Consider the following 26,124-nt stretch of genomic DNA (forward strand, 5'->3'; position numbering starts at 1 on the left):
AAATACAATTTTAAGATTCTCTCCGACAGGTGGTTTCCTTCCTGGAAATCTCTTTTCTACCCGTACGGATTATTTCGGTCTGCAAAGGTAGTAACTTTTTCTTTTTATCAAAAACACCTTAAGTATTTCTTTTAAAAAGGATAACTATGGTCCGGAGAAACTGATTCTCTTCGAAACAAGCATCTTATTAATCGCAAAAAAATGCTGCTGCCTTAAAACAAATCATTAATTTTGTGGTCTTCAGGACTAAAAACACTAAGCTGATGCAGAGAACAAAGGTAGCCGACCTGTTGAGGTCGAACGATATTGGTAAACCATTTACCGTAAAAGGCTGGGTACGTACCCGCAGAGGAAACAAACATGTGAATTTTGTGGCCCTGAACGACGGGTCTGGCATCAATAATCTCCAGGTAGTTGTGGATATGGAGAAATTTGATGAGGCACTGGTACGTCGCATCACCACCGGAGCTGCCATTTCGGTGGACGGAGAGTTGCAGGAGTCACAGGGTGCCGGTCAAAATGTGGAATTGCTTGCCAAAACCATCGAGATTCTGGGAGACAGTGATCCTGACAAATATCCACTTCAGCCCAAAAAGCACTCGCTGGAATTTTTACGAGAAATTGCCCACCTGCGTTTCCGAACCAATACATTCGGAGCAATTACTCGTGTGCGCCATGCCATGATTTTTGCGGTGCATGAATTCTTCAACAAGAAAGGTTTTTACAATATTCATACCCCCATCATTACTGCTTCGGATGCTGAAGGAGCCGGTGAGATGTTTCAGGTAACCACCCTGGACGTGGACAACCTACCGCGCACAGAAGAGGGGGAGATTGATTACTCCAAAGATTTCTTCGGAAAACCAACCAACCTGACGGTCTCCGGACAGCTGGAAGGAGAACTGGCAGCTTTGGCCATGTCTGAGATATATACTTTCGGCCCTACTTTTCGTGCAGAAAACTCCAACACAACACGTCACCTGTCAGAATTTTGGATGATTGAACCCGAAATGGCTTTCTATGAACTGAGTGACAACATGGATCTGGCTGAAGAGTTTTTGAAGTATCTCATTCAATATGCACTTGATAATTGCATGGATGATCTTCAATTCCTGAGTCAGAGACTGCAACAGGAAGAAAAAGGGAAGAAGGATACCGAAAAGTCAATGGAGCTGATTGAAAAGCTGAAATTTGTTCTGGAGAATGATTTTATCAGGTTGACTTATGAGGAAGCCATTAACGTATTGGAAAACTCCAAACCCAACAAAAAAGGAAAATTCCAGTATCCGGTAAAGGGTTTTGGCACAGATCTGCAATCGGAGCACGAGCGTTATCTGGTAGAGAAACACTTCAAAAAACCGGTAATCCTTACCGATTACCCAAAGGAGATTAAGGCATTCTACATGAAGCTGAACGATGATAACAAAACCGTTCGTGCCATGGACGTGCTTTTCCCCCAAATTGGAGAAATCATCGGAGGGTCACAACGCGAAGAGAGTTACGAAAAACTCACTGCCCGCATGGCCGAAATGAACATCCCCGAAGAGGAGATGTGGTGGTTTTTAGATACCCGTCGCTTCGGGTCTGTACCTCACAGTGGATTTGGCCTTGGCTTTGAGCGCCTGATGCTGTTCGTCACAGGTATGACCAACATCCGCGACGTAATTCCGTTCCCCAGAGCACCTAAAAGTGCCGAGTTTTAAAGCATACAGAATTTAGGTATAGTACCCGGCATTAGCCGGGCGATCTATATCCATTCCATTATCAACCCCTCGATTCCGATCGAGGGGTTTTTTGTTTAGCATCTTCGACAGAAAGAGTCCAATAAACAAGATTGCATTCCATCCATCCTGACGATTCCTGAATGACGATATGCCCATTTTGACTTTCTTCCCTATTTAAATTATGACCGGCGACCTGCCAAAGCCGGGCATCGCTTATCCGGACAATAGGATTTTATGACTGAATCAGCCTTTAAAATCTTTTTATTACCTTTAGGCCTCAACCCCTAAAAACAAAAAATCATGGGCATCTTTTCTTCCCTGATGGGCAATGCCGGCATGGTAGAGCCGGAAAAACTCAGAGCCGAGTACAGCAAACTACTAACCGACAACGAAGAAATTGAAATCGGCTTCAAACTTTTTCGTGACACGTTCATTTTTACCAGCAAGCGCCTTCTTTTAATTGACAAACAAGGACTCTCGGGACGAAAAACAGAGTATTTCTCCGTTGTTTATGGCAGCATCTCCCGTTTCAGTATCGAAACAGCCGGAACATTTGACCTGGATGCAGAGTTAAAAATCTGGATATCGGGTGAAAGCAATCCGAGTGTTCAGAAGAAATTCAATAAATCTGTGGATGTCTATGAGGTTCAGAAATTGTTGGCTACGCATGTGTTGAAGTAGCCTTCTTCTTAGCCTTACCTGAAAAGATGCCTCCCAACATGTAAAAGATAGCTAGATCAAAAGATTAATTAAAACCAAATTTACCCAACAAACCCGATGTCATGCGCATTTCATTCCTTTTCCTTATCCTGACCTTTTCCTTACCAACCTTTGCCCAGGAATATACCCCCATCCCTGCCAGACAGGTTCAGGTGGTTGATACATTTTACAATGTACATATCATTGAAGATAACTATCGCTGGCTTGAAAAGACAGAAAGTTCCGAAACGTCAGAATGGATTTCTAAACAAAATGACCTCTCCCAGGATTGGCTCAGGAAAGCGGAAAGAAGATCCAATTCTTTCAATGAAATAGATAAAAACAAGCATATTCGGTATAATTTCCCCAAAAAGGAAGGCAAATACTTTTTTTCATTTGCCTATACCGACACACGTGTAGGATCATCCCTCCTGATTAACACGAGTCGTAACAAAAAGACAAGAGAAATCCTCATTGATCCCTACAACGACATTTCCCGAAAAGATAAGATCAATATTTCTGATTATCAGGTCTCCAAAAACGCTGAATTGCTCGTCTACCAATACATCCGAAACGGAAGTGACTGGCAGGAGATTGGTGTGGTACAACTGCCTTCCGGCAAGCAACTGAAAGATCACCTTAAAGGGATAAAATTCTCAAACCCGGCATGGTTGGATGATGGATTTTTCTATTCAATCATTGATCAGGAAGGCAAGTTTGGCCAGACATCAGGCCAAAAAGTCTATTATCATAAAATAGGCAACACCCAGGAAATGGATGAATTGGTCTTTGAACGACCCGAAAGGCCCTGGGTTCAATTGGAATTTATGACCACCTCGGATGAACGCTTCTTTATATTAACCGAAAAGGATGAAAGGAACGGCAAGTTAAGCGTTTTCTATAAAGACTACTATTCACATCAGCCCTTCCTACGACCTCTGATCACCAATTTCGACAGAGGATTGAAGGTTATTGACAATCGTGGGGGAAAACTAATAGGCCTCACCGCAGATAATGCAGGAAGCAGCCGAGTAGTACAAATCGACCCCGAAAACTCTTTGCAATGGAAAGAAATCGTTCCACCTTTTTCGGATGGAGTGCTGCTGGATGTGATGCCCTATGAGGATCGGTTGGTACTTACCTTACAATCGAATAACCATCCGGTACTACTGGTAATGGGGTACGATGGGAAAGTCTTACACAAAGCGAGGTTTCCATTCATTTCTGCCATCCATGGTCTGGAGGGCGAACCCGAGGAAGACATGGTTCGCTTCATACTTACCTCCTGGACTGTTCCCCCGGTGGTATATGAGTTCAACATTCAAAGCTTTGAGAAAGAAGTAATAGAACGCACTGAGGTTCCCTTTGATTTTGAACAATTTGAATACACCGAATTAGAATACAAATCAGAGCAGGGAGTCAAAGTGCCATTGGTACTTGTGCACAAAAAGGGGGTTGAGAAAAATGGAGATAACCCTCTTCTTTTAACAGCATATGGAGGATTTGGCTCAGTTTCAACGCCTTCCTATCGATCAGAAATAATTCATTTCGTGGAACACGGGGGAATTTTTGCTTTTGCCAACATTCGCGGAGGAGGCGACAAAGGTGCCAAATGGGCAAAAGCAGGAAAAGGCAAATTCAAACAAAATTCATTTGACGACTTCATCGCTGCTGCCGAATATCTGGTTGATCAGAAATATACCAATCCCAAAAAGTTGGCAATTACCGGAGGCTCCAATGGAGGCTTAGTAGTTGCCGCTGCAGCGACACAACGTCCGGATCTGTTCAAAGCTGTAGTACCGGTGGTTGCACCCACCGATATGATCCGATTTGAAAAATTCACTGTTGGCCACTGGCATATCGATGAGTATGGGACCGTTGCTGACAGTACCAGTTTCTGCAGACTGAAGAATTATTCTCCCTACCATAACATTACAGATGAGGTCAACTATCCTTCAATGCTTGTGGTCACTTCCGAAAACGATGACCGGGTGCCTCCATTCCATAGTTACAAGTTTGTTGCCAAACTTCAGAACCGGAAAGAACAAACCAACCCAATCCTTTTAAAAGTGCAGGAAGATGCCGGTCACTATGGAGGACTCACGTATTCTTCCAGGACACAAAACGGAGCAGATGTTTATTCTTTTATCATGCACGAATTAGGCATGGAGTAACAGAAAAAATCCTTTGATTTAACCATTGCCAAGTCTCAGTTTATGCCCAGATTCATCATTGTTCTCTAATGTACATTATTATCTCAAACAATAACATTTGCACAAAGTCCCACAAAATGGACCGTTGAAGCAGCAACCTCCTACAGAATCAATACTTCGGAAAACCCAAAGGGGTTTGGTGCATTATTATCACGACATTTAAAAGGCAATTTGTGGTTGCAATCAGGACTAATCTATAAATACAATAAAGATCAGGTTGAAGTCAACATAACGGGCGTAAATGATTCCTTTACGTATGATGCAGAATTGAGGCTTAACTACATAAGCATTCCGTTAATGCTTATGTACAACAGTAATTTTGTCAACATTGGATTGGGAACTTACTATGAAGAGTTCCTGAATTCAAAAGATCTGTCGGATAATCCATATATTGAAACCACCGCTTCTCCCGGAGAAAAAAGCAAATGGTACTTAACGGGTTCTTTAGGATACCCGATTTCAATTGCTAACCAGCTGCAACTTGAACCCGGAATATTGTTTAACCTCGCGAACGAAAGAATTTATACAAATCTAAAAATTTCACTCAAATATAAATTCTAAAAATGAGGGAATTTCTTAATCCGAGTGTTTTGCCTGAATAATTCACAAATCATCTATTACGACAATTCATGAATTAATCAGGTTAGACTTTATCTCTCTGCTTGCGTAACTGTGAAATAAACAAACCACCGATTACAATGGCAATTCCGGCAAACTTCTTAAGTGTAAGCGCCTCATCCAGCACCATCCAGGCAAAGATGGCAGTAAAAACCGGGATCATATTGGCAAACACATTGGCACGGGTGACTCCGATTCGGGCAATGCCATAGGCAAAAAAGATAAAGGCAAAAGAGGAAGCAAAGACTGCCAGTAAAAGCAGGGCAACAAGTGCGTCAACAGTAGGGGGAGTAGCAACAAAATGCTCCCAATCATTGAGGTAGAAAAAGGGAAAGAAAAACCCGATGCCAAACAGATTTTGCCAGGCAGTAAGATTCACCGGCGAATAGCGGTTCCCCATCCGCTTAATTACAACAGAATAGGCAAGAGCAGCAAAAACGGCAAGAGCCATAAACAACAACCCTTCGATGGGCGCTTTCAACTCAAAACCATTTTCAAATAGAATCAGTCCCACCCCGGTAAAGGATATCACAATCCCCAGCAGGTTGAGCCACGAAAAACGCTCATTCATAAACAACACTCCGGGAATAGGGGCCAATAGAGGAATGGTACTTACAATGACAGATCCCATAGTGGAGCTGAGATAATTCAGTCCATTACTCTCTCCCATAAAATACAGAAAAGGCTGAAAGAATGAGAGCGCCATCAACCACTTAAGATCTTTCTTTCGCAAAGGCTCCAATCGCTTGGTCAATGCCAGATATCCAAAAATGAAAAGAGAGCTGAGTACTAACCGCATCCAGATTGTAGAGATAGGTGTCCAAACAGTAAAGGCTACCTTGGTCCATACAAACGAAAAGGCCCAAAAGAGCATGGTGGCAGTGAGGGCAGCAAAGACTTTTATGCGGTGGCTCATGGAACGCTGTGAGTGGTTTCTATGCCACAAAAATACACTTCCGCATGAAATGGGGATATGATAAATATTAGAAAAGTTGTGAAGTAGTGAGGCAGAAGGAGGAAGTTAAATTAATTTTTTCTCGCCCACTTTTCTTTGACTAACACAGATCTATGATTCCCATTTTCCATAGGGATCTTTAATTCTCCTTCAAAAGTTAAGGTGTCATTTTTAATCTCATACGCATAAATAACGGATGTTGAGCGATTCAGGATTTCTTTAAAATGATTGTCATCAACAGTTTCAAACTTTCCCTTAAATTCTATATTCTCATTGCCCTGTTCATGATGAGAGATATAAAAGGTTCCATCTGAATTAAAAACTTTAGTTCTATCTTCTTCATAATTAAAATTTGGCTTGCCATTGGAGGAGCCTTCAATAAACGACCACATTCCAACTAATGGACTCTCGGCTTCTTGCATATAATTACAAGAACCTAAAACAAAGAAGAGGAATACATGAAAAAAGGATTTTAAGCTTTTCATTCCGGGTGACGGTTTTTAATGGTTAACAGGGTTTTATGGGCTATGTTGGAAGGATTATTTTCTGAAAAAATGATCTGAAAGTTCAATTAAACAGGCTGGGTTTTCATCATCCTATTTCTTAAATTTTCTTACGTTAAATCAGAAGCTTTTTTATTGTCTCGATTGTTCCTTCCCCAGAATAATTCAAGAAAATAAAGCGATTATTATAAAACCTGCAATTAAGCCGGTATTAGTCCCAGGATTTCCGAAATGTTTCTTTTTGCGTTTGATTGATTCGTCTTTTCACCTCCAGAAATATGGCGACCAGGCACAAAAGTAATCCGACTCCCAAGAAAGAATAAGTAAGATATAGCTCCTCAAACCAGAGTTGACTTAGCACCCCGAGCGTTGTTAGCAACAGTCCAACGACTGATAATACATGTGATTTTTTCATAGTTGATCGGCATTTAGGGTAAATACAAGGTTTATCTATCTGATTAATTGTATATGGAAAGGTATGTTTTAAAACAGACTGTCCGTCTGGGAAGTAAAAAGCAGACAACAAAGAAGCAAATTTTCATCATATCGCTGGGTTTTAAGGTTATGTATCATAAACAAAAATACGAAAACTTATAAAAATTCAAAACACAATTTGTTATTTCCCTGCTAAATACTAACTTAGTTTCTGCAAACAATTACTTGTTAACCAACCCGAAACCCAGGCAATGAAACATAATTATTCAACACCCCCTCGCGGTAGCTCCCTTCAATTAACCAGTAATTATCATTCGAAATATTTCTCAACTGCTCAACCTAAAATCACTTTTTGTAATGAATTTTTTCATTGACTATCTCCGGACAATTATTCAAAGCAGTAAACCACAACCATTATTTTTTACAGGTATCAAATAGCGCAATAAATAAAAGCACTGCTTTTCCAATAAACTAATCACTCTAATTCTTTTATCATGAAAAATTTATTTTTAAGTATTCTACTGGCAACCATTCTCTTCAGTTGCGGCCAGAAAAGACCGTCCGTCATCGAAAACCCTGTTTTTGAAACCTGGAGCGCCGATGTTGCTGAAATCACTAAAATTGAACTCACCGACAGTGCGACCATTTTATCCTTTGATGTAGTTTTTCAGCCTGGCAGCTGGATTCGCGTCCCTCCGGAATCACACATCAAAGAGCACGAAACCGACAATATTCTGAAGCTTACAAAAGCCGTGGGTATTACTCCGGGAGAACAATTTACGATGCCTGATTCAGGAAGAACAGCCTATCAACTATATTTTCCACCATTGGCACCAGAGGTAACCAAAATCGATTTCATCGAATGTGACCACCCTGATTGCTGGAAAATCCGTGGAATATCCCTGATGCCGGAGACAAATATAAAAATGGCATCAGCGATCCAGTCCGACTCGAAAAACAAAAAAAATTCGTTACCCAAACCCGGATTCTACAACCAACCGGCAAAAGTTTCAGGACAATTATTTGGGTTCAATAAGTCCATGATGCCTTATGAAATTACTTTCTATTCTTCTAATTTGCTTACTGGTGCTCACCAGGGGACAAAGCTGACTGCTGAAGAAGATGGCTCATTTAGTGGTGAGGTGCCACTTTATCATCCCTCAGTTGTTTATACAGATAAATTTGGCGCCTTATTTTTAATTCCCGGAAAGGACCTAAATCTCTCAGTTGACCTAAAGAAAAAGGCACGCTATGAGTCGCGTTACAGAAAAGACAAGCAACCCGGAGATTCTCTTTTCATGACCACCAGCGGTAGTCCGTTGACAATTTTGGAACTGAAAGAAGTAAACAATGCGGTCAATAGTATTATTCAACAAGAATCTACCACACAAGAAGTCGCAGGAATGACTCCTGATGAATTCAAAAATTACATGGTTAATAAGTGGCATTCTACAGAAGAAAAAATAAAAGATAAAAACCTAACCGAGGCCCAACACAAAGTACTCTCCAGCATAATTCAAAACCAAATTCTGATGTACCTGATGAATTATGAGTCGTTTTTAAAACAAGCCCATTTTAAGGCCAACAATATTTCTTTTGACCAATGGAGAGAGGTAGATTTTAAAGTAGAAAAACCGGGAAATAATTATTATTCTTTTGTTCCGGAAATCTTTGAAGACAATCTAACCTATGATATGAACTTTTCAGGATCATTAAAAAGTATCCTGAATCTTCCTCTATTTGGCACTACCGGGAATCTTAACAGAATAGAAAAAGCCTCAGCCATTGCAAGCATTATGAAGCAAAACCTGAATAAAAACAACAACCTGATTACAGAGGCCGTTAAATCACAGGTTCTGTTTGAAGAGATACAAGAACTTCATTACTTTTCTGAAGAGGACAAAAAGCAGCTTAAAACACTCTTCTCTGACGAATTTATCGCCAACTACCTGATAACAGAAAGCGACGATCTTAAAAAATTAGTGGAAACCAACAAAGCTGCATCAGGAGATGGATTTGTCATTCACGAAATTCCGGCAACTTCCGAAGATAAGGTGTTTGAGGCCATACTTGCTGAACACAAAGGAAAAACTATCGTTGTGGACTTCTGGGCTACCTGGTGTGGCCCATGCCTGGGTGCCATGGAGCAAATAAAACCGCTCAAAGAAGAGATGAAAGAGGAGGATGTCGTGTTTGTTTACCTTACAGGAGAAACATCTCCCACCGGTACATGGAATAAAATGGTGCCGGATATTCACGGTCATCATTACAGGGTAAATAATGTCCAATGGCAATATTGGTACGAAAACCTGAAGATTGAAGGCGTTCCCACCTTTATGATTTTTGATAAAGAAGGGAAGCAGATTGCACGCCATACGGGATTCCCGGGGGTTGATGCCATGCGGGAAGCAATCACAAAGGGATAAAATATATATTAAGATGATTAATTGAGGGTTTCACTTAAAGTGAAGCCCTCAATTGTTTGCTCACTTTGCATCTCCGCATTTAAAAAGCAAAGCCCCCACCGGAAACCGGCAGGGGCATAAAATATCACAAATGAAATCCTTTACTCTGCGCTACTTTGCAGCAAAAGATTCATAATATCAATAGCAGCACGCGACACCGATGATCCGGGGCCAAAGATACCCACTACGCCACAATCGTAGAGGTACTGGTAGTCCTGGTGAGGAATTACACCACCGGCAATCACCATGATGTCTTCACGGCCCAGCTTCTTCAGTTCATCAATCACCTGAGGAACCAAAGTTTTATGACCAGCAGCCAGAGAAGAGACACCCAACACGTGAACGTCGTTCTCAACAGCCTGACGGGCAGCTTCAGCAGGAGTCTGGAACAATGGTCCCATATCCACGTCGAAACCGATATCGGCATACCCGGTAGCCACTACTTTAGCACCACGGTCGTGACCATCCTGACCCATTTTGGCAATCATGATACGGGGCTGACGACCTTCTTTTTCTGCAAACTCACCAGCCAGGGCACGAGCCTTTTCAAACTCACTGTCATTTCCGGCCTCTGCAGAGTACACTCCGTTAATTGATCTAATCACAGCTTTAAATCTTCCAACAACTTTTTCACATGCATAAGAAATCTCTCCCAAAGAAGCACGCTTCTGGGCAGCATCAACTGCCAGAGCAAGAAGGTTCCCCTCACCGGTTTCAACAGCTTTAGTCAGAGCAGTCAGTGAAGCTTTTACCTCTTCTTCATTCCGGTCGGCACGCAACTTCGCTAAACGCTCAAGTTGAGACTTCCGAACAGCGGTGTTGTCAATTTCTAAAATGTCGATTGGGTCTTCTTTCTCCAGACGGTAACGATTGTTCCCGACAATTACCTGTTTGGCACTATCGATCTTGGCCTGTGTACGAGCAGCAGCCTCTTCGATACGCATTTTGGGCAATCCGGTTTCGATGGCTTTTGTCATACCACCCATCTCTTCGATCTCTTCAATGTGTGCCCAGGCTTTTTCAGCCAACTCCTTCGTCAGAGCTTCCACATAGTAAGACCCGGCCCAGGGATCAACGGCTTTGGTAATTTTTGTCTCTTCCTGAATGTAGATCTGAGTATTACGGGCAATCCGAGCTGAGAAATCGGTAGGCAGTGCGATGGCCTCATCCAAAGCATTGGTGTGCAAAGACTGGGTATGTCCCAACGCAGCAGCCATCGCTTCCACGCAGGTACGACCTACGTTATTGAAAGGATCCTGCTCCTGCAGTGACCAACCGGAAGTCTGTGAGTGCGTACGCAACGCCAAAGACTTAGGATTCTTAGGATTGAAGCGCTTCACAATTTTTGCCCAAAGCATACGTGCAGCACGCATTTTGGCAATCTCCATGAAGTGGTTCATCCCAATAGCCCAGAAAAACGACAAACGAGGTGCAAAAGCATCGATGTCCAGTCCTGCATCCACACCGGTTTTCAGATACTCCAAACCGTCGGCAAGGGTATAACCCAGCTCCAGGTCGGCAGTGGCACCGGCTTCCTGCATGTGATATCCCGAAATGGAGATACTGTTAAATTTAGGCATCTTCTGAGATGTGTACTCAAAGATGTCTGCAATGATACGCATAGAAAATTCAGGCGGGTAAATGTAAGTGTTACGCACCATGAACTCTTTCAAAATATCGTTCTGAATGGTACCGCTCAACTCCTCAAGTTTGGCACCCTGCTCCAGACCTGCTACAATGTAGAAAGCCATTACCGGCAAAACTGCACCGTTCATAGTCATGGAAACCGACATTTTGTCCAACGGAATACCGTCGAAAAGCACCTTCATATCAAGGATAGAGTCGATGGCCACACCAGCTTTACCGACATCACCAACCACACGCTCGTGGTCAGAGTCATATCCGCGGTGGGTCGCAAGGTCAAACGCTACAGAAAGACCCTTCTGACCGGCCGCCAGGTTGCGACGGTAAAATGCGTTGGACTCTTCGGCCGTTGAGAAACCTGCATACTGACGGATGGTCCAGGGACGCATGGCATACATTGCCGAGTAAGGTCCGCGAAGGTAAGGCACCAATCCTGCAGCATAGTTCAGGTGCTCCATGCCCTCCAGGTCTTCTTTATTGTAAACGGGTTTTACCGGAATCTGCTCAGGTGTCACCCAGTCTTTTTTAATGCCGTTCTTTTTCTCCCAGGTTTTGGGATCAATCGGGCATTTATCTCCTTTAAATTCTATTTTTGAAAAATCTGGTCTCATGATTATTTTATTTTAACGCAGAGGCGCTAAGGCGCTGAGATTATTATTAGAGGTTATTGACTTTTCGGTAAATACCCTTGTGCAAGACAGGAACATTAAAGTTGATCAGTAATCCAAGCTTTTTATTGGCCAGTTTAAGGTAGGTTACCAACTGCACCTCATGAACCGGATGTACTTCTTCAACAGCTTTCAACTCAACAATCACCTCTTTTTCAATTAATAAATCCAGAATAAAATCCTTCTGTAAAGACTCGTTTTTATAGATCAATGGCAAACGTACCTGCTCCTCTACAAGCAATCCTTTGTTTCTCAACTCATGAGCAAGGCAGGCACCATACACAGATTCAAGCAGTCCGGGGCCAAGCTCCTTATGAACCTCAATTGCTCCTCCTATTATCTGTGAGGAAATATTATTTAGTACCTCTTTTGTCATCTCTCTTAATAAAAACTTTGCGTCACCGCGTCTTTGCGTTTAAAATTTACTGAATATTCAACATTTGGTTAAACCCTTGCAACGTTTCCAGCAAGTTGGTACGCACATTGATAAAATATTCAATGCCCTGAGCTTTCAGGTCGTCCGAACAAGCAGGAGCTCCGGCTACCACAAAGATGGCATCGCCATTGAGTGCTTTAAAGGCAGCGGGTGCAGCTTCAGCATATTCTTCATCAGAAGAACAAAGCACCACCACATCGGCTCCGGCTTTCTTAGCAGCTTCAACGCCAGCTTCCACAGTATCAAATCCAAGGTTATCAATGATTTCATATCCGGCACATCCGAAGAAATTTCCGGAGAACTGCGAACGCGCCAGACGCATGGCCAGGTTTCCGTAGGTCAACATGAAGACTTTAGGACGCTTGGCAGCTTTTTCTGTAGCCAGTCGCAACGCTTCAAATTCTTCAGCACCACGGTAAAGTTGAATAGGCTCAACGGTATTACCTTCTTCAGAGTCAGTAAAGGCTTTGTCTTCACTGATTTCTTTGGCAACTGCTTCCAGATTGTTTGGATATTGGTTGGTCCCCAGCAAGGTGTCTTTTCTACGGGCAAGATCTTTCTTACGTGTTTCAGAAGCCTCTTTTACCTGAGCCTGAATAAACCCGGCTTTCAGAGCGGCAGTGTAACCACCTTTTTCTTCCACTTCCACAAACAGCTTCCATGCCTCGTTGGCAATGCTGTCCGTCAGATTTTCTATGTAGTAACTTCCGGCCGAAGGATCCACAATCATGCTGAAGTATGATTCTTCTTTCAGCAACAATTGCTGGTTACGGGCAACACGCTCACTGAAAACATTAGGCTGACGGAACACCTGATCGAAAGGAGCCACAGTCAGTGAGTCGGTTCCGCCAATAGTGGCACTCATCGCCTCAGTCTGCGTACGCAGCATATTTACATATGGATCATAAATGGTCTTGTTCCACTCCGAAGTTTCGCAATGCGTGTGCATTTTCTTCACTTCAAGACCGGTAGGTTTGTAAGCATCCACAATTTTAGCCCACAACATACGTCCGGCACGCAACTTGGCAATTTCCATAAAGTAATTACCACCAATTCCAAAGTTGAAACGAATGTTATTAGCTGCTGTGTTGACGGCCTGATTGCGTTCGGTAATCTGAGCCAGGTACTCATTACCCATAGCCAGTCCGAAAGCCAGTTCCTGAACGATAGTCGCTCCGGCATTGTTGAAATGCTTGGCGTTTACACTGATGGTCTGAAACAGAGGCAAAGCTTTTCCTTCGCCTGCCAGTTCAGCGGCATCATCAAGGAGTTCTTCCACTGGTACACACGATTTCCCGCTTACAGTAAGACTTCCCAGCGGATCAAAGTTCAAAGAACCTTTGATCTCCTCAAGCTTACAATTACGTGCAGCAAACTCTTCCACCACCAGCTGGTAGAGCTTCTTGTTGCCATGCAGTGTAGAAAAGTTCAGTTCCACTGCTTCGGGAACAATATTTTTCAGAAGAGCAGAGATGTTCTCTTTGGTGATGAGTTCTTCTTTCTCGATGAAGAATCCCAGAGAATCGATCCCTTTGTTAAGGATATCCAACGCTTTTTCGTTGGCTTCCTTCACATCTTTCACCACAATATCCTGACGAACCATCCACTTATTGTGGGCTTTTGTCCCGCGAACGAAAGGATATTCGCCCGGAAGCGTGTCAAGATACTCAAGGTTTTTAAGGTCTTCCTCCCTGTAAAAGGGACGAACATTAAAACCTTCATTGGTTCTCCAAACGAGCTTTTTGTCAAAATCAGCTCCTTTGAGATCCGCTGTTATTTTGTCCATCCACTCCTGTGTCGACACTGGAGCGAATTCGCTAAACAACGGTTGATTTGATTTATCTGCCATAATGTAACTGTTTATTTGTGCGAATTAACAGGGCGCAAAATTAACGAAATTATTCTGGAATGGGAACAAAACCAGTTTGTTTATGGCATGTTGTTGAACATATAAAGCTCAAAGTCAGGAAAGAAAGCTGCCAAAGGTTAGCTCTAAAGTATTTGCTTTTAGCTCATAGGTTACTTGGGTAGTAATTACTTTATTGGTTCCTAACAATGATGCATAACTTAAGAGCCTATCACGAAATTTCGAAAAAACATAAAGGACTGTCATAAAAGTAATATTTCGAGATTATTACTTTCAAGCCCTGATAACACAAGCGTTGTTTTTAGGCATACCTGCCTAGTAGTGCGACAGTTCTCTTAAAATAATGATTTTGGACAGGGTCAAACAATTACTGATATATGCGCCCCCTTTAGTTTCGATATACTATAGCTTACAAACACCTGTAAATATTAAGAGCCCTTCAGTCCCGGTTTCTTTATATGAATAAAAACCTCATGAAGGTATCGAACACCACTTATCAATAACAACTCAGACCATCCGATTCGAAATGGCAAAAAAGACCGCTTCGGAAGTATTACTAACACCAAGTTTCCGGAAAATATTCCGCTTATGCTGCTTGACTGTTGACTCTGAGATATTGAGGCTTTTACTGATGGTTTGATTTCCATCGCCTTTTACACACAATGAAAGCACCTCTTTTTCACGACCGGAAAGCTGGTTCTGATCACGAAGGTCAAATCGACGTGTAAGTGCATTGAACTGATATTGGAAAGGTTCCAGCAAATTCTGGATAACCGCATTGCCCGGACCTGAAGCATGAGATGGGGTAACAAAACAAAGGGTGGAGATGAGACGATTGTCATGGGACAGCTGTAAAGGTACCAGTCGCTGAGAAATCAATATCAGACTTCCATCTTCCTGACGGATATGAAAATCAACAGACAAATAACAGTGCTCACGGTAATCTTCGGGATGCTTGGTGTTAAAAAACCTGAATCCGTTTTCATTAACATCCATTACCACCGGCATATCTTCAGGAGCAATAATCTTTTCATAAAAAGAAAATCCCATTTCTTTTACCTCCTGTGCACTATGTCCACATAAAAACAAAGGATGCTCAGACACATAAAGAAATTCTCCTCTACTGAAATCCGCTACATAAATGCTTTGATTCAACAATCTGGAAAAGATATCCAGAATCTTCCAGACATCAGGTTTTTCCAGTGGTTCTTTCCCGGCGGAGGAAGCACTGCCCACAGAATCGATAAGATGTTTTACGAAAGACATAACTTTTTGGCAAAAGATTAAACGTTTTCAAAGAATAAGTAAGCAAAAATATTAAATATTTCACGGTCTCCAGAAAAGAACAAAATATAATAATCTACAAAAAAACAGAGTAATCCAGTAATTTTACAACAAAATTTCAATGATACAGGTATGAGTCCAAACCATTATAAACATCAAGAAATGAAATAAACCCTAAACCAATTATTTCTTATTGTTTTCCAAAAAATCCTACTTTACAATAATAAAAAACTATACTAAAGTACTATTGATGAGCCTTTTTTCTTGAGTAACATTGTAATCTCAAAATTGAGCTCATTTTAAGTTTAAATTGTATTAAAACACAATGTTCCGGGACAGGATAAAATTGCCCTGATTAAAGGGGCCCTGCCCGCCTTAATACTTAACAACACCCAACCCAAATACCCAAACAGGCTTTGGTTTAAAAGGACACCTGAGACCATTTCATAATTCGTGAAATACTCGGGTGTCTTTGTTTTATCCAATCAACAAGACGCATGAATTCCGGTTGTTGTAATGAGTTCTCGTCTAACAAACCAATCATCCACAGAGACCTGTCTTTTAATCTTCTATCAGGACTAAGCTGGCTTTAACAGCACAATGATCAGACAATGACATTGGGCGGAGTTCAACCTCATCAGAACGCTGAATAACATTCATACTCCCGGGAACAAAAGATAGATTAGAAAAAATGTAATCCAGTTTGCGGTTCCAGAAGCCATTTTTATCGGTGGTATGGGTAAAAAAGGGCAGATTGTTGTCCTGATATCTCTCCAACGGTACAGCAGCATTAAACACCTCATAGAATGGCATCATCCATTGTTCTTCACCCGAGTAGTCATCGGCTTCAAAGTCCCCATTCGTACAGGCCGAATCGGGAAACCCCTTAAGCTTTCGGGTACCGGGAGGCAACGCATTGAAGTCTCCGGCAAGCAGGAATTTCTGGCTATTGCATCTGAGCGAGTCTGCATATTCAAAAACCTGGTCTATTTGCTTCTTTTTGGTTCCATCACTGGAATAAGCCGCCAGATGTGTATTCAAAAGATGAAGGGTGTCACCATTCACCACCGTAGAAACATCCATGAGGCATCGTTTTAAATAAAAATAGCGAACCAGGCAATTTTGTTCCTCTATCAGCGAAAGCGAAATGCGTTTGGCTCCCCAAAGCGGCGTCCTGGAAAATATGGCATTTCCCGAGTTCATCTTTCCAAGCCCCTTGGAAGGGATATAATCAGCTTTCCACTGGGGAGTATAGACTGCATAATTGAATCCGGTGTGTTCCAGAATCCACTGGATCTGATCAGAAAAGGCACTTCTTCTGCTGTCCACATCGGCTTCCTGAACAAAGAGAAAATCAGGCTTGTGGTGATTAATAAAAGCGGCAATTCCCTCAAGATGATTGAACACCTCAGACGAATCCATAATCACCCTGTTGCCATGGCAATCAAAGAAAAAATTAATTCTCCCTCCTCCAAATTTTATATTCCACGTCATTACGGAAAGGGTATCTGAAATGTCCTGATGTTCTTTTTTCGCGTGAGAAGCATAATAAGCAATATCATCAGCATCCAGACTCGTTCCGAACGGGTCGCACCCCAAAAGAAAAACGGCGTAGAAAGCCAGAAGAAATAATTTTTTCATTCTTATAAAATTAACGTAAGTTATTGGTCTGATGAAACCCGATATTCTTTTACACATACTCTTTTGTGCAGTTTTGAGAAATCAAAGCTCCATGCTCGTTTCATCCGTTTAAAATTGGCTTAAGTTTATAGTTGCATGTGGATGTTTAAAGATTGCTTCGGGCTGAGCCCTCACAATGACATTTTTTTACTGCCAACTTATTCTCCATCGACCGGGGACTTTGTCCTTGCGAGGGCCTTGCCCGAAGCAATCTCTAATTGCAAGAACGTTATTTTAAACCATAGCCATTTAAGAAAAAGGTAGTCCAAAATTCACCGCATTTGTTATTCTGAGTGCCTACCCCAAACAAATTTTGGGGAATAATGGGAATATGACAGATGTGGCTCGTCCCCGCAGGGGGCAAACTTGAATAACCCCGGGTCGAAAACCCGGGGAGAAGCTGACCAAATGAGACCGGGTCCCCGAATGGGGGCCAATTATCAACATGCTGATATTTTGGTTTTTACATAAATCTGTCATTGGTAGATCTCTTAGCCTCTAAAGATCAGCAATAAATAGATTCTTCACCACGTTACTCTAAAATCGTAACTTTTGGAACACCCTATTTCATCGCTGAATCAAAAGAATTCCCAGAATAAGCAATACGATACCGGCCACCCGGCTCAAAGAGATGGCATGCACGCTAACGCCAAAAAAACCAAAATGATCAATAACGGCAGCAATGATTAACTGACCTGCTATTGAGGCCGCCAACATGGTGGTCACCCCAATCTGCGGAATCAGCAACACCACTGATGTGACAAACATTGCACCTATGACGCCGCCCAGAAACAAATACCAGGGAATTGATTTTAAATCGGAAAAGGAAGGAACGGAAGTACGCAAAATAAGATTCAGCAGAATCAAAATAATTGTACCAACCAGAAAATTGGTTAAAGATGCCTGCAATGGGTGCTTCAGAAAGGAAGAAAGCTGGGCATTAATGCTGCCCTGAATCGACAAAAAACCACCAATCAGCAATGCTGCAATAATGAGAATATATTTAGTCATGCGCAATCATTTTCCGCGCAAGTTACGGAGGTTCGGGCATTCGAACAAATGCTATTGTTTGGTAAATACCGACATTTGATTGTCGAAATTAAGGTAATATTCCCCACGATCAAGTCCCTGAACACTTACGGAGTCATCATAGCCTTTAAAAACTATGCGCCCCTGAATATCGTAAATTTCGTACAATGTTGGTTCTGAAAAAACCAGACTGTCTTCAACCTTCATAGAAGCTAAGGATACGGCGGGTTTATCTTTTTCCAGAACCACTTCAGGCGATAGTTGGCGTTTCTTATTATGATCGGTTTGCCGAACACGGAATCGGTTCTCTCCGGAATGCATCCTGACAGAGATACTGTATTCATGGGTTCCCGGAACACCTTTCCCGTTAACTGAACCTACCTGAACCCACTTATTCCAGCGATATTGTTCCACAATAAACGGAAGAGTCCCTGATTCATGATTGGTTTTCCAGATGAGATTGTCCTGATGAATAGCAATATCAATGGTTTTAAAAGATGCGCGGGGAGCCAGCACTTCCGGATTTATTACAGCAGGCTCGCAGCCCTCTTTATATTTTATAACAACTTGAACCGGTTCCCCGATAGCAAAACGAAAAACAGAAAGGTCAACCTCAAACGAACTGGAATTGATTTCATCGGTGGTAGTTTGTCCGTTTACCATTACCTCAAAGACACAAAAACCTACACCTGATTCGGCATAAGGATTTTGCACATAGAGATTATCTCCCTGGTAAGAGCCATTAATTTCTATCTCCCCGGCAAAAAGGGAAGCAGCAAACATGCTAAACATAAAAATCCAAAGAAACCTCATAGGATTCGGGGATGTGGTTTTCAACCTGCCTTATTCATGAATAAGGCAGATTAACACCTGTTTACAAAATCAGTAGTGCAATTTAAAAATTAAACCCCCGAAGTGCAAAAAATGCCAACTCCCTGAAAGCAACTTTTACGCCTTTGTACGCATTTTTTTGACCAACAGCACATTTTAATCAACCGGATCATGCCAATCCCCATTATTTTTAATGAGCTGCACTAATTCTTCCACTGCAGCTGATTCGGGAATATTCTTCCTTACCAGCTCCCTGTTTCTAAACAGAGAAATATGGCCCGGACCGGCACCTACATATCCGTAATCGGCATCAGCCATCTCCCCGATACCATTAACGATGCATCCCATAACTGCTATTTTCAATCCTTTAAGATGTCCTGTTTGTAGCCTTACTTTGGCCGTTGTACTCTGCAAATCAAACAAAGTACGTCCGCAACCGGGACAGGAAATATATTCTGTTTTTGAAAACCGAACTCTTGACGCCTGGAGAATGCCGAATCCCGTTGACACCATGATGGGAACCGATTGCAAAAAACCTGTAAGAGCTATTCCGTCACCATATCCATCCAGAAACAAAAGACCGCTATCAGCTGCTGATTTCAATTGAAAATCCTCGTCTGTACATTCATCATAGGTCTGTGATACAATGACAGGATGTGTAAGGCCTTCATTTTGCATCGTCAGAAAAAAGGCACGCCTATCAGCAGTGTTATTTGGATGGTCTGATTCAAGTAAGATGACTACATTCTTTTTCTCTTTCAACAATTCCTTCATCCCGGCAGTCAAATCGCTGTTTCTGCACTCTAAAAACAAAGCCCCCTCTTGACTGATCCAGTTTTCATCTACCTCAAAAAGAGGATAGACAACGGAGGATGAATCCTCATAACTTTCAGCAGGAACCACTTTTATGACATCGGCCCAGGATTCAGGGAGTCCGGATAATTGATCATGGTCACAAATCACAATTTCAGGTGTTTCCATTCCTTCAGAAATTATGGGCTTCCCCCTGACATCCACCACAACAGCCGCAGGCATTTCTCCTCCTACATTCACCACCTGATGCGTTGATCTTTTTTGATATTTAAACGGACTGTAAAAATCTGTTTCTACCGGAGGAACCGGAACATGCCCCGCCCTTTTCCCATAATGCTCCACCAACATAGCAGCCACAGGGATTTCATTTTCAGGAGGCTCGGTAAGTGAAACCCGGATAGTATCTCCAATACCATCGGACAGCAGCGCTCCAATTCCCACAGCCGATTTCAGGCGACCATCTTCACCGCTGCCGGCTTCTGTAACGCCCAGGTGCAGGGGGTATCGCATATCTTCGCGTTTCATGGCAGCCACCAGCAACCGCACCGTATGCACCATCACTCTGGTATTACTGGATTTTATGCTAAGTACAATGTTCTTAAAATCTTCCTCCTTACAGATTCTCAGGTATTCCATACAGGACTCAACCATTCCTTCGGGTGTGTCCCCGAATTTCGACATCATGCGGTCTGACAAACTCCCATGGTTGGTCCCTATACGAATAGCAGTCCCATGTTTTTGGCACAATCGGAGAAATGGAACAAGCTTTTCCCTGATTTGCCGAAGCCCCTCCTGATCCTTCTCACTGCCTGCCACAACCTCCTTAAACTTTTTCGCCCCTCCGGTAAAGTTTCCCGGATTGATGCGTACCTTTTCGATAAGAGTGGCTGCAATTTCTGCAGCAGCGGGATTGAAATGTACATCGGCCACCAGTGGTACAGTACAATTTCTTTCCATCAGTCCTTTTTTAATAAACTCCAGATTCGTCGCTTCCCGCCGTCCCTGAGTTGTAATTCTGACCAGTTCTCCTCCGGCTTCAGAAATCTTAATGCCTTGTTCCACTGTCGCCAGGGTATCCAGCGTATTTGTGGTGGTCATCGACTGAATTATCACCGGATTGTCTCCTCCAATGATTACATTACCCACGTTAACAGGATCTGTTTTCAGTCGGTTGTACTGAAAATAGGAATCACAAAAATTCAGCTGGTCTTTCATAATATCTTTTTTGGTGGAACCAAAATTAATAACTTTGAAGCAAACAAAGAGAGAAATGTCTATAACGGTATCAGAAGTTTCGAAATTTTTTGGCAAACAGAAGGCGCTCAACAATGTCTCCTTCATCATTCCCACAGGAGAAGTTGTAGGTTTTCTTGGTCCAAACGGTGCAGGCAAATCCACCATGATGAAAATTCTAACCGGATATCTGCCGGCGTCATCAGGAAGCGTGGATATTTCAGGTACACTTATTGACGGCAACAATCTGGAACTTAGAAAAAAAGTCGGCTATCTCCCTGAGCACAATCCTCTGTATCAGGATATGTATATTGAAGAATATCTGAAATTCGTTGCTGACATTTACAAACTTCCGGACAGTAAAAATCGTATTGCTGAAATCATAGAAACCACAGGACTGACTACTGAAAGGCATAAAAAAATTGGCGCCTTGTCAAAAGGTTTCCGGCAAAGAGTTGGACTGGCGCAGGCATTGCTCCCTGACCCCGAGGTACTGATTTTGGATGAACCCACCACAGGACTGGACCCCAATCAAATAGTGGAAGTCAGAAACCTGATCACTAAACTTGGCGAAGCAAAAACAATTCTTCTTTCCACGCATATTATGCAGGAAGTTCAGGCAATTTGCGAACGGGTAATCATCATTAACAATGGAGTCATCGTGGCCGATGAAGCAGCCACGGACATGGAGAAAAGCTTTGAAAATAAATTATCCCGGGTCTATGTGGAATACGATGGCCAAACAGCTCCCGAATTAATAAATGCCATTGAAGGAGTAGAGTCCGTTTCCCGAAAAAACAATGGCTACCTGGTCAATGTCAAATCGGGTTTCGACGTGCGCCCGTCATTATTTAAGCTGGCAGTGGATAACAATCTGGTGATCATGGCATTATCAGTAGAAAAAGAGTCGCTGGAAGATTTGTTTCATTCGTTGACAGCCTGACTTCAACGGTCAAGGTGCCAACTGCGAAAGGGCCCACTCACCATCAGGCTGAAGAGTGTAAACAAACCGTTGGTGCATCCTGTTGGGTCGCCCCTGCCAAAATTCCACCTTGTGCGGAACAATCAGATAGCCGCCCCAATGTGAAGGACGGGGTACTTCCTTATCCTTAAATTGCAATTCAAATTCTCGAAAGCGTTCCGATAAAAAATTGTCTCCGCTGATGGTCGTGCTTTGCGGCGAAGCCCAGGCTCCAATGCGACTCTCCCTTGGACGTGAAGCAAAATAATTGTCTGAAGCCTCCTGGGATAATTTTGTTACCCGCCCTTCCCAGCGCACCTGTCGTTCCAATAAAGGCCAGAAAAAATTTGCCGATACTTTGGGATTATGGTCCAGTTGGACTCCCTTGGAACTATGATAATTGGTAAAAAAAGAAATGCCTGCCTCAGATACATTCTTCAGCAAAACTACCCGTTGCGTAGGCTGCCCTGTGGTGTCAACGGTAGCCAGCGACATGGCAGTAGGCTCCGTATCCTCAGCGGCGATGGCATCTTCCAGCCAGTTCTGGAACTGCAATATCGGAGACAGTTCCAGGTCTTCGCCCTTCATCTCCTGTCGTTCATAATTTCTACGGATATCGGAATATTTACTATGCAAAATAAAAAATTTTGTGATTCATTGTCTCTAATCTGGTTTATTCATAATTTTTCGTCATGAGATGTTCAAATGCCAATAAATTAAGGCAACCACAAAGGAAATTGATGACGGGAATAATCAATTATTTTCAAGTCAATTTTCTTAAGGAGGCCTCTATCTGGTCTGTCCATAAAGTACCATTTGCTTCGTTACGCCATTCCCGAAAAGTACTCATTTACTCAAGTAAACTCCGCATTTTCGGGAATACCAAGCCTTACAAACGCAACTTTCTGAACCGACACATGACTTTTCACAAACCATCCCGACTTTATAGACAGGATCTATCTAACACCTGTCCATAAATAAAGTGTTTTTCACGTGTTTGAGATAGAAAGTTCAAATTCAAGGCGTGTGAAAAATCTAAACCGCAGAATACTTATGTATTTGAGGATTTAGATTTTGAGCAACAACGCATAAGTTGGATTTTATAAACAAACACTAACTAATTGGTTTTAAAATCAAACTTTACTGATGCTAGATCTTCATTGGCCTTTGCAATCTTCTGCGACAGACTCTCTTTATATTTACTTACAGTTTTATAAACCTCTTGATCGCCAGTTCCAATGATTTGTGCGGCCAGAATTCCGGCATTATGAGCACCATCCAGCCCCACTGTGGCCACGGGTATTCCCGGAGGCATCTGCAAAATGGAAAGAATGGAGTCCCAGCCATCAATAGAGATGGAAGCTTTGATGGGAACACCAATAACCGGAACGGGAGTAAGGGCCGCAATAACTCCCGGCAGGTGAGCGGCTCCGCCTGCTCCGGCAATAATGACCCGAATTCCACGATCATATGCTTCCCGGGCAAAAGTCATCACCTGATCCGGCGTGCGATGCGCCGACAGTGCATTGATCTCGAAAGGAATCTTAAAATCGTTGAGAATTTTGGCCGCTTTTTCCATCACACCCAGATCGGAAGTACTGCCCATGATAATGCTAACCGTTGGCTTCATATCACAAAAGAATTAAACATTCCTGAATTTGAATATCATAAAACTACAAACTTTAACCAGTTTTAATCCGTAAAGAGATAACAGAAATCCCCTCAGTCTGTTCATTTTTTTATACTTTTGCACTTTAAAAACCGATAAAGATATATCCTCCGATGAAGCGCATTCAACTTTTAGACAAGCAATTTGCCCTTTCGATACCTGCCAGTGACATTAAAAAGGCCCTTTGGGAAATGGCCGAAAAAATGAACAGGGAACTAAAGGACCAGAATCCCCTTATGATTTGTATATTAAACGGATCTTTTATGTTTTCTGCAGATCTTATGAAACTGATTGATTTTCCATGTGAAATCAGTTTTGTAAAACTTGCCTCCTATGAAGGAATGGGAAGTACCGGAAAGGTGAAACATCTCATCGGACTGAATGAAGAAATTGAAGGCAGAACAATTGTGCTGCTTGAAGACATAGTGGATACCGGGGTTACCATTGAGAATCTGATGAAACAATTGGACACTCAAAACCCCAGGGATGTAAAAGTAGCCACATTGCTATTCAAACCTGAAGCGTGCAAAAAAGATGTTAAACTTGATTATGTAGGACTGGAGATTCCCAATGAATTTATTGTGGGGTATGGCCTTGATTATGATGGATATGGCAGAAATCTTCCGGATATTTATACCGTAATTGAATAAACAGAGCCCTTATGCTAAATGTTGTTATTTTTGGCCCCCCGGGTTCGGGTAAGGGCACCCAAAGTGAAAAAATCATTGAAAAATACGGACTTACCCACATTTCCACAGGCGAGATTCTCCGCAAAGAAATCAATGAAGGCACCGAACTTGGGATACGTGCCAAGTCATTAATTGACAACGGGCAACTAATCCCGGACGAAACCATTACAGAAATCCTGAACAAGAAACTGGATTCTCTCACAAACACAAAAGGAGTCATTTTTGATGGTTATCCACGTACTGTGGATCAGGCAGTGACGTTGAAAAAAATCCTAAACGATAAAGGTCAGGATGTCAACATCATGCTTAATCTGGAGGTCGAAAAAGAGGAGTTGATTGAACGCCTGCTGGAAAGGGGGCGCATATCAGGAAGATCTGATGACAACCTGGCAACCATTGAAAAACGAATTCTGGTGTACGAAGAACGAACCGCTCCGGTTATTGATTTTTACAAAGCCGAGGGTAGCTATCAACCCATCAAAGGCTCGGGGAAAATTGACGAGATTTTTAACCGTATTGCTGTGGCGCTGAATAAGATCAGCTGAAAAACCTCTGGGGCACTGATCGTTTTCAATCACGGAAAATCAAAGAATTCAGCAATACCACTTCCAGTAGGAGAGGAGTCGGGAACAAGTTAATGCTTGTTGATAACTTTTGCAAAAACACTTTTAATATACCACACCATGTCGGGTACCAACTTCGTTGATTATGTAAAGATTTTTTGTCGCTCAGGAAAAGGTGGTCCCGGATCCAGACATCTCCGTCGCGAAAAATTCATCGCCAAAGGTGGACCTGACGGAGGTGACGGTGGCCGGGGCGGACACATCATTATCCGCGGGAATCGCAATACCTGGACATTACTGCACCTAAAATTTCAACGTCACATTTTTGCTGGCCACGGGGAGTCCGGGGGCAGGCAAACTTCGACAGGAGCCAACGGTGAGGACAAATACATAGAGGTTCCACTGGGCACCGTTGTAAAAGACGGAGAAACCGGAGAAACCCTTTTTGAAATCACTGAGCACAACGAAGAACGCATCCTGGTAAAAGGGGGTCGTGGAGGCCAGGGAAACAATCACTTCAAGTCGGCAACCAACCAGACTCCCCGATACGCCCAGCCCGGAGAACCCGAAACAGAAATGTCGGCCATCCTGGAATTAAAAGTGCTCGCAGATGTTGGACTGGTGGGCTTTCCAAATGCCGGTAAATCCACACTTCTTTCTGTGGTAAGTGCCGCCAAACCGGAAATTGCAAACTACCCGTTTACAACACTGGTACCCAATTTGGGAATTGTGGAATACCGCAATCACCGCTCATTTGTAATGGCCGATATTCCCGGGATCATCGAAGGTGCCCATGAGGGGAAAGGTCTTGGGCTGAGATTCCTGAGACACATCGAACGGAACTCCATCCTGCTTTTTATGGTGCCGGCCGACAGTGACAACATACATCAGGAGTACAAGGTGTTGTTCAACGAACTCAAACAATACAATCCCGAATTGTTGGACAAACAGCGGTTACTGGCCATCACCAAGGCAGACATGATTGACGATGAATTACAGGCAGAGATTGAAGCAGATTTGCCTGATGTCCCTTGTGTGTTCATTTCTTCCGTTGCCCAAAAAGGGATTACGGAACTGAAAGACATGATTTGGAAAGAGCTGGAAACTTCAAATAAAGAATAGAGAGTAATCTCAGCCTGCTTTAT

The 26,124-nt window shown here is 42.7% G+C and carries 22 protein-coding genes; 9 read left to right on the top strand and 13 right to left on the bottom strand.

All coding sequences use genetic code 11. From position 1 onward, the window contains the following. The first annotated feature begins 263 nt into the window (after window positions 1-263). The 4 genes from asnS to W7W_RS0101450 all read left to right on the top strand — a co-directional run bounded on the left by asnS (window position 264) and on the right by W7W_RS0101450 (window position 5,197). A complete protein-coding gene (gene asnS, locus W7W_RS0101430; protein ID WP_010662090.1) occupies window positions 264-1,703 on the top strand; it encodes an asparagine--tRNA ligase in 1,440 nt (479 codons plus the stop codon). 321 nt (window positions 1,704-2,024) lie between these two features. Beyond that, window positions 2,025-2,405, top strand: coding sequence for a PH domain-containing protein (locus tag W7W_RS0101440; protein ID WP_010662091.1), 381 nt, complete (start codon window positions 2,025-2,027; stop codon window positions 2,403-2,405). Between the two features lie 101 nt (window positions 2,406-2,506). After that, a complete protein-coding gene (locus W7W_RS0101445) occupies window positions 2,507-4,597 on the top strand; it encodes a prolyl oligopeptidase family serine peptidase (protein WP_010662092.1) in 2,091 nt (696 codons plus the stop codon). Between the two features lie 216 nt (window positions 4,598-4,813). After that, entirely contained in the window at window positions 4,814-5,197 is a 384-nt protein-coding gene (locus W7W_RS0101450) for a hypothetical protein (protein ID WP_010662093.1), read from the top strand. An 82-nt stretch (window positions 5,198-5,279) separates the two neighbouring features. On the opposite strand, the gene W7W_RS0101455 is transcribed toward W7W_RS0101450, so the two are convergent. The 3 genes from W7W_RS0101455 to W7W_RS23395 all read right to left on the bottom strand — a co-directional run bounded on the left by W7W_RS0101455 (window position 5,280) and on the right by W7W_RS23395 (window position 7,127). After that, window positions 5,280-6,170 (bottom strand): DMT family transporter, encoded by an 891-nt coding sequence (locus W7W_RS0101455; protein ID WP_010662094.1) that lies wholly within the window; start codon window positions 6,168-6,170, stop codon window positions 5,280-5,282. A gap of 110 nt (window positions 6,171-6,280) precedes the next feature. After that, window positions 6,281-6,694, bottom strand: a complete 414-nt coding sequence (locus W7W_RS0101460) for a hypothetical protein (RefSeq protein ID WP_010662095.1) — start codon at window positions 6,692-6,694, stop codon at window positions 6,281-6,283. 229 nt (window positions 6,695-6,923) lie between these two features. Then, entirely contained in the window at window positions 6,924-7,127 is a 204-nt protein-coding gene (locus tag W7W_RS23395) for a hypothetical protein (RefSeq protein ID WP_148660795.1), read from the bottom strand. 514 nt (window positions 7,128-7,641) lie between these two features. Here W7W_RS23395 and W7W_RS0101475 point away from each other — a divergent pair. Beyond that, window positions 7,642-9,573 (top strand): TlpA family protein disulfide reductase, encoded by a 1,932-nt coding sequence (locus tag W7W_RS0101475; RefSeq protein WP_010662096.1) that lies wholly within the window; start codon window positions 7,642-7,644, stop codon window positions 9,571-9,573. 140 nt (window positions 9,574-9,713) lie between these two features. Here W7W_RS0101475 and scpA read toward each other — a convergent pair whose 3' ends face one another. From scpA to ispG, 8 genes are all read right to left on the bottom strand, one after another. Continuing rightward, complete coding sequence (gene scpA / locus W7W_RS0101480; RefSeq protein ID WP_010662097.1) at window positions 9,714-11,867, bottom strand: methylmalonyl-CoA mutase; 2,154 nt, start codon at window positions 11,865-11,867, stop codon at window positions 9,714-9,716. A 46-nt stretch (window positions 11,868-11,913) separates the two neighbouring features. Beyond that, window positions 11,914-12,300, bottom strand: a complete 387-nt coding sequence (locus W7W_RS0101485) for a GxxExxY protein (protein ID WP_010662098.1) — start codon at window positions 12,298-12,300, stop codon at window positions 11,914-11,916. A 46-nt stretch (window positions 12,301-12,346) separates the two neighbouring features. Continuing rightward, window positions 12,347-14,209, bottom strand: coding sequence for a methylmalonyl-CoA mutase small subunit (gene mutA, locus W7W_RS0101490; RefSeq protein ID WP_010662099.1), 1,863 nt, complete (start codon window positions 14,207-14,209; stop codon window positions 12,347-12,349). A 525-nt stretch (window positions 14,210-14,734) separates the two neighbouring features. Beyond that, the gene (locus W7W_RS0101495; RefSeq protein WP_010662100.1) at window positions 14,735-15,493 is read right to left on the bottom strand and encodes a helix-turn-helix transcriptional regulator; all 759 of its coding nucleotides are present in this window, start codon (window positions 15,491-15,493) and stop codon (window positions 14,735-14,737) included. A 579-nt stretch (window positions 15,494-16,072) separates the two neighbouring features. Beyond that, on the bottom strand, window positions 16,073-17,152 hold the full coding sequence (locus W7W_RS0101500) for an endonuclease/exonuclease/phosphatase family protein (protein ID WP_010662101.1): 1,080 nt from the start codon (window positions 17,150-17,152) through the stop codon (window positions 16,073-16,075). A gap of 606 nt (window positions 17,153-17,758) precedes the next feature. Then, window positions 17,759-18,202: a DMT family transporter gene (locus W7W_RS0101505; RefSeq protein ID WP_010662102.1), complete on the bottom strand. Its 444-nt coding sequence runs from the start codon at window positions 18,200-18,202 to the stop codon at window positions 17,759-17,761. Between the two features lie 51 nt (window positions 18,203-18,253). Next, complete coding sequence (locus W7W_RS0101510) at window positions 18,254-19,033, bottom strand: hypothetical protein (RefSeq protein ID WP_010662103.1); 780 nt, start codon at window positions 19,031-19,033, stop codon at window positions 18,254-18,256. A gap of 174 nt (window positions 19,034-19,207) precedes the next feature. After that, window positions 19,208-21,079, bottom strand: a complete 1,872-nt coding sequence (ispG, locus tag W7W_RS0101515) for a (E)-4-hydroxy-3-methylbut-2-enyl-diphosphate synthase (RefSeq protein ID WP_010662104.1) — start codon at window positions 21,077-21,079, stop codon at window positions 19,208-19,210. A 55-nt stretch (window positions 21,080-21,134) separates the two neighbouring features. On the opposite strand from ispG, the gene gldA reads away from it, so the two are divergent. Further along, window positions 21,135-22,040: a gliding motility-associated ABC transporter ATP-binding subunit GldA gene (gene gldA / locus W7W_RS0101520; RefSeq protein ID WP_010662105.1), complete on the top strand. Its 906-nt coding sequence runs from the start codon at window positions 21,135-21,137 to the stop codon at window positions 22,038-22,040. A 9-nt stretch (window positions 22,041-22,049) separates the two neighbouring features. Here gldA and pdxH read toward each other — a convergent pair whose 3' ends face one another. Further along, window positions 22,050-22,694 carry a pyridoxamine 5'-phosphate oxidase gene (gene pdxH, locus W7W_RS0101525; protein ID WP_025006688.1) on the bottom strand — a complete coding sequence of 215 codons (645 nt, stop codon included), beginning with the start codon at window positions 22,692-22,694 and terminating at the stop codon, window positions 22,050-22,052. 481 nt (window positions 22,695-23,175) lie between these two features. Beyond that, window positions 23,176-23,688, bottom strand: a complete 513-nt coding sequence (gene purE, locus W7W_RS0101530; RefSeq protein WP_010662107.1) for a 5-(carboxyamino)imidazole ribonucleotide mutase — start codon at window positions 23,686-23,688, stop codon at window positions 23,176-23,178. Window positions 23,689-23,840: 152 nt separating this feature from the next. Between purE and hpt the strand changes: the two genes are divergently transcribed. The 3 genes from hpt to obgE all read left to right on the top strand — a co-directional run bounded on the left by hpt (window position 23,841) and on the right by obgE (window position 26,101). Further along, window positions 23,841-24,377, top strand: coding sequence for a hypoxanthine phosphoribosyltransferase (hpt, locus tag W7W_RS0101535; RefSeq protein WP_010662108.1), 537 nt, complete (start codon window positions 23,841-23,843; stop codon window positions 24,375-24,377). Window positions 24,378-24,388: 11 nt separating this feature from the next. After that, on the top strand, window positions 24,389-24,961 hold the full coding sequence (locus tag W7W_RS0101540; RefSeq protein ID WP_010662109.1) for an adenylate kinase: 573 nt from the start codon (window positions 24,389-24,391) through the stop codon (window positions 24,959-24,961). Between the two features lie 138 nt (window positions 24,962-25,099). Then, complete coding sequence (gene obgE / locus W7W_RS0101545; protein ID WP_010662110.1) at window positions 25,100-26,101, top strand: GTPase ObgE; 1,002 nt, start codon at window positions 25,100-25,102, stop codon at window positions 26,099-26,101. Window positions 26,102-26,124: the final 23 nt, after the last annotated feature.

Source organism: Marinilabilia salmonicolor JCM 21150, assembly GCF_000259075.1.
GTDB classification, from domain to species: domain Bacteria; phylum Bacteroidota; class Bacteroidia; order Bacteroidales; family Marinilabiliaceae; genus Marinilabilia; species Marinilabilia salmonicolor.